The organism is Escherichia sp. Lx600-2 (genome assembly GCF_036662595.1).
Lineage (GTDB): Bacteria > Pseudomonadota > Gammaproteobacteria > Enterobacterales > Enterobacteriaceae > Escherichia > Escherichia coli.
Window position 1 is genome coordinate 1 of the sequence record NZ_JAYQWM010000106.1, and the last position, 10011, is coordinate 10011.

A 10011-nucleotide genomic window follows, 5' to 3' on the forward strand; every position below is an offset into this window, starting at 1 on the left:
TCAAAATCGGTGGAGCTGCATGACAAAGTCATCGGGCATTATCTGAACATAAAACACTATCAATAAGTTGGAGTCATAACCCAGGCGTAATACCACAACCCTTAAGTTAGCGCTTATGGGAGAGATCCCCGCCACTCTTCGTGTGTCAGGTATCCTCAATGCACCCTTTCCTCTCCAAATAAAAAAGCTCCCGAAGGAGCTTTAAAATACAAGGGATGACTCTTAATCCCAATCAATCCAGTTGTAGACGATACGAAGTGACGGGCGCACAGCAGCAGTCACATCTTCGGTACTAAAGTCGATTGCATCACTGTAGATTTTGCAGTCCAACATTTCAATTGTTGTAGCAGCTTTTGTCACAGCGTTAACCCCGGAAGATTTGGATTCAGGGGTAGCAGCCATCGTGATATCAACATAGTCTTTCTCTGCAATGCGATCCTTAATGAACTGAAGAATATCGCCTTCGATAGTCTCCACGCACTGGACCTGGATTTCCCCAGAGTTTCGAATTGGACCGTGCTGGTTGAACTTCACACCATTCGGACCATAGTCCTCCACATCCTCGCGGGTCATTTCAGGAATTTGCGATGTGCGAACCAGTACGCTGATATCTTCATGGCCTGCAAAAGTGAGCTGGAATTCAGAAGATACCAGTCGTTCGCCTTTGGCCGCGTTGGCAGTATAGCGGCCCTTAATAAATTTACGGTTTCCCTTAGTGTTATTGTGCCCCATATAAAATCCTTTTACTGGAACGCCCGAACAATATCGGAGCTGTTATATATCGAAGAACCGGTCAACTGGAGGTTGACGGTGTTTTTCAGGAAATGCCCATTACTATCCCTGGGGGCATCGAGATCGAAACTAAGGTCCTGGATAGCGACATCAATGATGTTGATCCGGCGACCAATGTTTAGCGTCACACGCTCCGGGATTCGACCACCAATACTAGCGTCTTTAAGTTCCGGGCTAATCATTGCTGACAACGCGGCGATAGCACCTGAAACTTCCGTATATGGGTTAAACAAAGCAATGAAAGTTACTGGCAGCGTGAAAGTCGGCGGTGTCCCCCCTTCCCAAACCATTAAGCTGTTCCAACGGGCAACTGACGTTGTTTCAGTACCAACCTGCGCAAAACCACTGAAGGCACCAGCAACAGAACCCATAGACATACCGGTAAACGGCGCTTCCCAATTCTGGGCCAGATTCATTGCCGCCCCCTGGCTGATATATCCGGTAACCTGGTACTGAGAGTTCGTTAAAGTAACTTTCAGAAATGGCGATACACCGTCAGCCTGGCTGTAAACCCCAAAAGGTATAGGTGCCATTCAAGTTAAAGGCCGGAGTTCTCCGGCCTCCTCCTTTAGCCGAGGCGCTTACGGCGCAGTTTCATTGACTTTTTGCGGGCCAGTTTTGCCGCGCCGGTCTGGGCTTTACGACGCGCTTTTTTCAGCGCCGATTTTTGAGCCGCAGTCAGACGTTTTTTACGCAGACGTTTACGGATGAGCTTGATCTCACCGTTACGAACAACCTTCTTAAATGCTTCAGTCAGCATTTCATCAGAAGTGCCAGCAACAACAAACGCCGCTTCCAGTTCGTCGCGGTCGTCGCTATCCAAACCAGCGATAGCGGAACCAACATCAGCAGCTGCGTCGTCGTCTTCATCGTCGGCCAATGCTTCGATCAGGTCATCATCTACACCGCATGCTGCGAGGAAGTCAGCAACATTTGCCCATGCTTCGTTATAGGCATCGTCCTGTTCTTCTGTAACTTCGGTATCGTCGTCGTCAGAGATACCAGCGATAGCCTGAACGAAACCATCAAGGGAGTCGAAAGTCAGATCACCGCTATCAGCCCAGGCGAAAACGGCATCGGCCGCATTACTCAACGCATTCTGCATAGCACTTCGATTTGCAGCTTCCAGAATCATCTTGTGCGCCTGTTCGACGGTCCATTCTTTACCTTCTTTTCCTTCCAGGATTTGCTCAGGTGCCGGGTCAGATTGAACGTTCTCGTTAATCTGTGCCGCCGGTTCCGGATTATTATTAATCACCGGTTCGGTTGGCGGTTGGGCACTTACACGGGCAGATTCCATCAACTGCACCGGATCAGCGTTCAAAGCGAAACGGGACAGTCCATTCCCCAAAAATGCCCCGGATTGAAAAAAGTTTTTCCTCATTGTATTCCCTTACTTAATAAGCAGCGGTACGCCATGGATACGACGGGCTACGCCAGTCGGGCAGCAGGCCCAGACTACTTCCCATTTATCGAATTCCGCCTGCGTAACTTTCAGCACATACGGTTCTGTACCGTCAGCATCAGGATCACGAGGAGCCACCAGAGCGCCGGAGGCGACAAAGCGATCTAAAAGTTTGGTCATCCCTTTAGTCAGGCCAGCCGCAGTAATACCGTCCGGGCTATGCTTCATCTGTCGGGCTAACTGGACAAAGAAACGGCTGATTGCATTCATCAGGGATGGGACGTGCTGGAAGTGCAGATAGTTATCCTGCGTGCAGCAAGTTAAAGCATCGTCGATGATCATCTGGCCAGAGGTGCCAACAGATACTTTATTGAGACGGCCCTTGACCATTGCTTCTTCGTCCGGGGTATCTTCCGGATACAGCGGTTGAATTGACGCACGAGCAATGACGGCACGTTCTTCACCAGCCGGTGAGTAATGCCAACCGCCGACATCAGAGTTTTTCTTGACGCCACGAGCTTTCGCCGCATACGCCGCGCCAGACAGACCGAAGACCACACGGGATTGGGTCCATTTGTCTTTGCAGGAGAACGGGAAGTGATAGACAGCACAGCTTACATAATCGGTACCAAGTAAACCGGTATCTTCAACAGCAGAGATCGCTTCCGTGTACGTCAATGTCGGTTTGACATCAAAGAAGCCATCAATCAGGCGATCTGCACAGATTTTACCTAATGCGGTGATAGCCGCATTGTCATAGCAGCCCAAGCCAAGAACAGCGGTGTACATGTACGGCGCATTGTTCAGCACTTTCACCGCACGCAGGTACGCAGCGGTTGAGATTTTCGACTGATCACCGTTGGTACCACCAGTGAACGCCAACGATTTTTTGTTTGTTACTTTCGCTGTAGAAATCAGATCTTCATTAACAACCGCGCGCAGATATTTAGAACGGGCTTCCAGAGCCGTAGGCAGATAACACAAGCGGCCCATGTCATCTTTCGCTTCTTCCACCAAAGACACAGTGTGTGTCTCCAGGGTCGTTACCACACCGAGCGAAGTCGTCTGGGTTAGTTTTAAGAGGAAGTGTTCATTACCCGCGCTGTCCGCTGTTGCCGTTTCGATGGTTAACTCACGGGTAGGTGAAATACACGGATCACCATCATCAACGTAGATAGCAAAGGCTTCGCCGCTATCAAGTTCAATTTCAGAACCATATGGCAACGCAGTATAAGCCGGTTCGCCTGATTCATCGAACATAATAATCGGGAACTTCGCATCATCCGGAACAGCACGGACAACATAACCAGACGTTTGCTGAATAGCTTCGTACACATGGCGAATTGGTTCGAACTGTGAGCCGGAAGACGGCTTCAGCGGTTCGCCGAGAACATCTTCGTAATTGGACTCAGTAACCGCAAGAACAGTAAACGGCTTGCCACGCGCAAATACGCCAATACCAGCCCACAAGCTGCTATTTAATGCAACACCGGTAGATAACGTCGCATCGGCATTGATCGGGCTAACCGCGACGCCGGATGCATTACCTAATGACTGTTGAATTGAATATTGAGACATAACTTTCCCTGTTATGCGCCCCGCACGGGGGCGCTATGTTAAACGGAGAACTTCCCCTGATTACTCAGAGTCACCGGCATCAATCGTGTCGCCGCTTATAAAGTTAAGCCCGCCTTTTTTGGCCATTGTCAGCGTTACACGAGTGAAGTAATCAGCGCCGTTGCGTGGGTGCATATCGTTGATAGCCGAACCCCACAGTGTGGTACGGTTGACCAGCGCCGGAGTGGTCGGATGCTGGAACGGGATAGCCGGGACAGCATCACCAGTCACGAAGCCTGCTTTACCCGGATTTTCATCACGGACGTAGCACAGCACATCCATCGAGCTGAACTGAATGTTCTCTGTCGTTAAGTTCTTACAAATACCAGCAGGTACTTCGTACACTTTTACGTTACCGAACAGGGTACCGATGTAGTGAACATACGGAGTCTGGATATAGTCTTCGGCTGGCTGGAAGAAATCCTTCGGCAACTGTTTGAAGAAAGATGCTGCATCAGCACCAGCAAACATCCCCATCGCACCAGAAGATTTAACGCGCTCAATAATGTCGCGATATACAGTCTGGAATTTGCCACGAATGATGGTTGCCCATACATCAAAGGACTGGTTAACCGGCAGAGCGATGTCAAAGGTGTCGGTCGCAAGAGTGCGCCAGATCATGATGCGAAGACGCAGCATATCCTGTTCATGAGACAGGTATTCCTTCAGGGTGCGGAACTGTAGGGAACCCAGGTCCAGACCAAATTCACGCTGTGCTTCATACGCCGCCTGTACCGTGTGCTCAGCCGCGATAACGAACTGACTTGGGAACAGGGTGTATTTCTTCATTTCGTGGTTGATCAGCGGGATCAGCTCAGGAGCGGCTTCAATATTGATTTCCGTCTCAATTGCGATCTCAGTGCCTTTATCCGGCGCTTTGGAGAACGACAGGGCAATCTGACCAATGTTGTAGTTCAGAGAGCAGGTAACAGTGATTTGCTCACCAGCAGCATTAGTAAACGAGTGAAGTAGGCTGCCGGAACCGTTATCAACAACAGACTTAATACGGTTAACGTAGATGTTAGTGCGACCTTTTCGGATTGGTACATTCTGGCCTTCGAAGTCTTCCATCTTGAAGGTTGCGGTTTTGCTGGTGCCATCGGAGCTTGCCACCAGCACATAGCGGCGGCGTAACTGGCTGTACACACCGACGGATTGCATGTCCAGAACATCACCAGCAGCATAAGAACCAAAAGAGGAACCTGCCACTTTAAAGACTTCATAGATGTCGGACTGGTCACGCGTAACCGGAATGAAGGTACACGCATCAGCGGTAGCTGCCCCCAACTGAACAGGCAGGATCATCGCGAGGAATAAAGGCAGACGCATAACACCGTCAGAAACGCTCATCATCTCTGCTGCGACGGATTCCAGCATCGCTTTATTAGTGGCATCCATGCTATTGCGGGTGGACTCAATCAGGCAGTTTTCCAGCATCTGGTGGCAGGAGGCCAGAATTTCCGGACGCGGCATAGATTTATGTGCTGCGGCGTAGTCAGCCAGTGCACTTGCCCACGCGGTAGCAATTTGAGCGGTGGCATTATCAGAGATACCCGCAAAAATTGGGTCTTTACGTGCAGCTTCAAGGATAGATGCGGCACGCGCGGCATCATCTTTGATGAATTGGTTATCAGTACCGAACTGTGCTGTACTTGCCCAGCCAAGAACGGCTTTAGAGCGTTTTGCGATATCTGCAATACGATTCTGGTATTCGCGTAAGTTACTCAAGTTACTCTTCCTTAAACACAAGGCACTTGTGTGAATCCCTTTTCGGAAGAGATTTTATTGAAAGTCACTTGTTGACTTTCTCGCGAAAAGTAATTTTTTAAATTTTTTGTGCGGGGAAGTGGACGGTGAATGCAGGCGTTAAATCGTGGGAATTTCAGTCTGAAACCCCCCTAAAAAACACATGCAAATCATAAGGTTAGCAATGAAATCGGTGCGGGACATTTTAGGAAGGGGAGGGGCTAACACCACCTCCCACCAGCGGGATTATTCCCCAGCAGACATTTTCCCAATGATTTTTTTTATTGCTTCGTCAATTTCAGTTTGCACTTCAGACGGGAGTCTGGAGAACTCGTAGGCGACAACCCGTTTTTTCGGATCGGACTTCTTTCGAGCATATTGGCGACGGTCAGAGAAGTCTCGCAGCTTCTCAACCACCACAGATTTAACCGGCGCGGGCTTCAGGCTTTTGCTTTCCGCTTTGAAGATAGCCAGTATCTTCGCTTTATCCTCTTTCGCGCCCTCAGTCTCTGCAATTCGCTCGCGCACCGTATCAACCAGATCTCCAATCGGTACGTTTTTGGCGTTAGCATCTTCGGAGATCTGGAGCAGCAACTGGTAATCAGGCAGGGCGAGATCGCTGGCAACAGGGAAGACAGCAATCATCTCATCCGGCACCGCCGCAGCCTGGAAAGCTCGCGTCACTTTAGCCTTTGAGATGTTCTCAGCTCGGGCGATCTCTTCTTTGGTCATATTCTTGCCGTACATAACCTCGAAGCGTTTACCCAGCTCGCGCAGAGTGTGTTCGCGGGCTGTCTGGATATCAATGGCCAGCTGGCGGGCATCCGCCAGGCTGATCTCATCTTTCGTCACCAGAATCTCAAATTTCGTTTCATTGAAGATACACGCAGCGCGGCGACGTGATCCGTCCAATACCTCAATGCGCTCCCCAACCATACGACCGATAGCCGGGAAGAACTGTTGCAATTTAATGGTGCGGGAAATATCGCTTACCGACTCAGGGGTGAGCAGAGACTGATCGCGGCCGTTAACTGCCGGGTCAACGAACGTGCGCGACTCAATCTCACCACTCAGCACAACGGTAAGCAAAAATTTAGCCTGGCGACCAGATTTTAGGGTAAAGGTTTTGGTGCCTTCACTGCCTTCAAGCATGCGAGCAAACTCGGAGCTATTCTTGCCCAGCACTCGTCCACGGGAAACTATTTTTTTCATGCCGCCTCACCCCTAACAAACTCAATTCGATCAAACACAGCCTTAGTGAAACGCTCGGCCTCGGTTCGTGCCTTCTTCAGCGCCTCTGCACTGCCTGGATACGATTGCGGGTTGGCACTGATTACGGTGTCGAAAGACTCGCCGCATCGCTCAAAGCCATCCAGACGAGGCAGAGAAGAGTCCAGAATGTTGCTGGCGTAAACCTCACGCGCAAGGCTGTGTGATGTCTCGTGATCGCGCTTGCCGGTCATCTTCGACATAAAACCAATGCTGGCGCTCAAACGCGGTTCTACGCCTTCCTCCTCCAGTTGCTCCAGCATTTCTGGCAGACGGGTGAGATATTTCAGTGTTGAGTGGAAGTCAACCTGGGCTGGTGGGGTAGGGGTAAGCAGCAAATCGCTGGCCGCCAGACCGTTGAGCAGGAACGGATCCAGGTGTGGACCGGTATCAATAAAGATAAAGTCATAATCATCCGCAACACGATCAATGATATTGCGTCGAAGGATTTCGTACTGATTTTGTCCGGGAAGATGCTCTTCAACCAGCTCTTTCCATTGGCTGGCAACAAAGCCATCGTCGATAGAGGCTGGAATCACGTCTACGCCAGGAACGATGGTCGGACGAATCACCTCTTTGCGTAGCGTCTCCGCGTCCAGGTCGTTCAGCATCGCCTGCGCGGCGGTTTCCAGGATGGAACCAATACTGTGAGTATGGTCGAGGAACATTGTGCTGGATGCCTGAGGGTCAAGGTCAATTACCAGAATGCGCAGATCGTGACGCAGTAAATCCTGATGCACACGCAGAGCGTGCGCCAACGTTACTGTGGAAACCGTTTTGGATACGCCACCCTTCAGGTTTACGACAAAAATAACGTAAGGCAATTTGTGAATGTCGCGATATTTGGGGATCTTACGGTGGGCATAGATATCAATGACGTTCTGGATGGTCAGCGCGTACTGTTCAACGTTACCGACCTGTTTCTTGTTGAACTGGTACCCATCATCTTCCATCTCTTTGATGGCCTGCTCCACAATGCGGCGGCTCAGCTTCGGCAACTTTGCCACAGCGTTACGAGTGAACGTCTGATAATACTCGGTCTGATTGAACTCTTTACGCTGATCTTCAATATCCTGACTCATGGCCTTAAGTAATGCGCTTGCACGAAGAGCTATGGTGCCGACACCGCCGTAATCGCGTTTCATCATCATCTCCTTATCATTTCGTATGAGTGAATTGTACGTTTGATTCTGCTACGTGCAACTTTTTTTGACTCGTGCGCCAATTATTGCACGTAAAGAAATGGCGATGAGGTTATTAGATGTGTGCTGGAGGGATGATGCAGGACCAGAATGTGCGATAGAGGGAAGTCGCATTGAATTATGTGCTGTGGAGGGATCGCTGGTATCAAATATGTGTGCTGGAGGGAAAGATAGAAGATTAGATGTGCGCTGGAGGGAAACTTGGATGGTTAGATGTGTGCTGGAGGGAATGTCTGGGCAAACTGCGTGGCGCAACCCTCCAGCGCACACCAAAAACAGGAAAATGGGCAGGCATTCCCGGCAGCGCACATTTTTCAAATGCAGCTGCCCTCCAGCACACACTTATTCGGGAAGTTTCAGCTTTGGATTGCGAGAATGGACGATTACAAAACTTTCCCGGCCTTTCTTCTCAATTGAACAGTCGAGATAGCCGATTGTTTTAAGCTGTTCTATCGCTTTCTTAATGATACGGTTTTGCTCGCCAACAGCTGACTGCAAAGCCAGGCGCTCACGGATTCGCGCGAACGATAGCGGCAACGGGTTCTGCGGAAGGCTTTCGATGAAAGTGTAAATGGCTTGTGCAGCTTCTTTCTTCGGAAGGGCACGCAAGGCGTGGTGTTGCAACAGAACGCGATAATCAAGCTGGAACAGCTCCCACAGCTTCGAATCAGCCTCCAGTTCTATCAGATCAAGGTCAGCATCAAAACGCCCGACCTTCAGCAGACCAGTCTGATAGCCGCCTTTAGCATCTTTTCCGCGCTTAAAAGCGATACCCTTGTTACGCAAGCGTCCAAGTGATTCATGAATGGTTAAACGCAGTTTCGCATCCAGACGTTTTGAGGGGAAACCACAGGCTTTAGCGAATTCCTGAAACGATAACTGGATGGTGTTTGAGGACAAGCCGTATTTGCTGAACGCGTAGATGACACCGATCCACGTTTTGAAATCAGTATCCATATCGAGTCGAGGACCGGTGATTTTAATATCATCGTAACCCTCGGCTTTAGCTATCTCCAGCTGGGAAAACGCTTTGGTGGCATCAATCTCTTTACTTTCTCCTTTGCTCTTTGATGGCTTCGGCACGAATACCCCCAAACGCATCAACGCTACAGGCTGCACAGTGTTGTTTGAATTAACTGTTAGTTCTTTTGCCTTACTTTCAATGTCTGCGTAAAGAATATCGGATATAAAAGATTGATTCATATTGCTTTTTCCGAATTATGTGGATAGTTTTTATCAGTGATGATAACTACCCTGGCTTTCCCGTCAGCACACATCCTATATCCCGCCAGCACACATTAGCAACCCGTCAGCACACATTTTTTTCCCTCCAGCGCACATCGTTTTCCCTCCAGCACACATCGCGAAAGGCTTCTAAGCCAGACGGGACGCGGCCTACGACGATCAGGGATCTATATGGATCTAATTGGGATCTGTATGGACCTGATTATTGGATCTATCCAGTGGATAATGTGGATAAGTGAAAAAACCGGCCAACGTAGCCGGTTGGAAGGGAGTCGTATTATTCTACGCTTTCGATGAGAAGACCATGTTCATAGCATTTAAGCTCATCGCCCTCGTACAGGAATTGGTATCCAATTGAAGTGGTTTACTGAATTTGGCCACCTGAACAGAGGTGATATGCTCACCTCAGAACAACACAGGTGCCATAATGAAAAAAAGAAATTTCAGCGCAGAGTTTAAACGCGAATCCGCTCAACTGGTCGTTGACCAGAACTATACCGTGGCAGATGCAGCCAGCGCTATGGATGTCGGCCTTTCCACAATGACGCGATGGGTGAAACAATTACGTGATGAGCGGCAGGGAAAAACACCAAAAGCCTCCCCCATTACCCCGGAACAAATTGAAATCCGTGAGCTCAGGAAAAAGCTACAACGTATTGAAGGTAATGACTCCAACTTATTGATAGTGTTTTATGTTCAGATAATGCCCGATGACTTTGTCATGCAGCTCCACCG

At 49.5% G+C, this 10011-nt stretch carries 11 protein-coding genes; 3 read left to right on the plus strand and 8 right to left on the minus strand.

The window, feature by feature from the left end; all coding sequences use genetic code 11:
• Positions 1-66 (plus strand): IS1 family transposase (locus tag OQV04_RS21590; protein ID WP_004209611.1); only part of this gene is annotated, 66 nt, incomplete at its 5' end.
• A gap of 156 nt (positions 67-222) precedes the next feature.
• Here OQV04_RS21590 and OQV04_RS21595 read toward each other — a convergent pair.
• On the minus strand, positions 223-732 hold the full coding sequence (locus OQV04_RS21595) for a hypothetical protein (protein ID WP_039022248.1): 510 nt from the start codon (positions 730-732) through the stop codon (positions 223-225).
• Positions 733-743: 11 nt separating this feature from the next.
• Positions 744-1025 carry a hypothetical protein gene (locus OQV04_RS21600; protein WP_306345112.1) on the minus strand — a complete coding sequence of 94 codons (282 nt, stop codon included), beginning with the start codon at positions 1023-1025 and terminating at the stop codon, positions 744-746.
• A gap of 4 nt (positions 1026-1029) precedes the next feature.
• On the opposite strand from OQV04_RS21600, the gene OQV04_RS21605 reads away from it, so the two are divergent.
• Positions 1030-1248 (plus strand): hypothetical protein, encoded by a 219-nt coding sequence (locus OQV04_RS21605; protein ID WP_106494519.1) that lies wholly within the window; start codon positions 1030-1032, stop codon positions 1246-1248.
• A gap of 112 nt (positions 1249-1360) precedes the next feature.
• Here the strand turns inward: OQV04_RS21605 and OQV04_RS21610 are convergent, their stop codons facing one another.
• The 6 genes from OQV04_RS21610 to repA all read right to left on the minus strand — a co-directional run bounded on the left by OQV04_RS21610 (position 1361) and on the right by repA (position 9234).
• On the minus strand, positions 1361-2176 hold the full coding sequence (locus tag OQV04_RS21610) for a hypothetical protein (RefSeq protein WP_039022247.1): 816 nt from the start codon (positions 2174-2176) through the stop codon (positions 1361-1363).
• A 9-nt stretch (positions 2177-2185) separates the two neighbouring features.
• On the minus strand, positions 2186-3775 hold the full coding sequence (locus OQV04_RS21615; protein ID WP_039022246.1) for a hypothetical protein: 1590 nt from the start codon (positions 3773-3775) through the stop codon (positions 2186-2188).
• Positions 3776-3835: 60 nt separating this feature from the next.
• Positions 3836-5542, minus strand: coding sequence for a hypothetical protein (locus OQV04_RS21620; protein WP_039022245.1), 1707 nt, complete (start codon positions 5540-5542; stop codon positions 3836-3838).
• A gap of 264 nt (positions 5543-5806) precedes the next feature.
• Complete coding sequence (locus OQV04_RS21625) at positions 5807-6772, minus strand: ParB family protein (RefSeq protein WP_023338075.1); 966 nt, start codon at positions 6770-6772, stop codon at positions 5807-5809.
• Positions 6769-7974: an AAA family ATPase gene (locus OQV04_RS21630; RefSeq protein ID WP_039022244.1), complete on the minus strand. Its 1206-nt coding sequence runs from the start codon at positions 7972-7974 to the stop codon at positions 6769-6771. Before OQV04_RS21630 ends, OQV04_RS21625 begins: the two co-directional genes overlap by 4 nt.
• A gap of 399 nt (positions 7975-8373) precedes the next feature.
• Positions 8374-9234, minus strand: a complete 861-nt coding sequence (gene repA, locus OQV04_RS21635; RefSeq protein ID WP_001076427.1) for a replication protein RepA — start codon at positions 9232-9234, stop codon at positions 8374-8376.
• 469 nt (positions 9235-9703) lie between these two features.
• On the opposite strand from repA, the gene OQV04_RS21640 reads away from it, so the two are divergent.
• Positions 9704-10011 (plus strand): transposase (locus OQV04_RS21640; RefSeq protein WP_240771553.1); only part of this gene is annotated, 308 nt, incomplete at its 3' end.

Bases quoted from the DNA above. Each gene is read 5' to 3' on its own strand.
- OQV04_RS21625 (WP_023338075.1), bottom strand. From the start codon at position 6,772: ATGAAAAAAATAGTTTCCCGTGGACGAGTGCTGGGCAAGAATAGCTCC.
- OQV04_RS21595 (WP_039022248.1), bottom strand. From the start codon at position 732: ATGGGGCACAATAACACTAAGGGAAACCGTAAATTTATTAAGGGCCGC.
- OQV04_RS21605 (WP_106494519.1), top strand. From the start codon at position 1,030: ATGAAAGTTACTGGCAGCGTGAAAGTCGGCGGTGTCCCCCCTTCCCAA.
- repA (WP_001076427.1), bottom strand. From the start codon at position 9,234: ATGAATCAATCTTTTATATCCGATATTCTTTACGCAGACATTGAAAGT.
- OQV04_RS21610 (WP_039022247.1), bottom strand. From the start codon at position 2,176: ATGAGGAAAAACTTTTTTCAATCCGGGGCATTTTTGGGGAATGGACTG.
- OQV04_RS21630 (WP_039022244.1), bottom strand. From the start codon at position 7,974: ATGAAACGCGATTACGGCGGTGTCGGCACCATAGCTCTTCGTGCAAGC.
- OQV04_RS21615 (WP_039022246.1), bottom strand. From the start codon at position 3,775: ATGTCTCAATATTCAATTCAACAGTCATTAGGTAATGCATCCGGCGTC.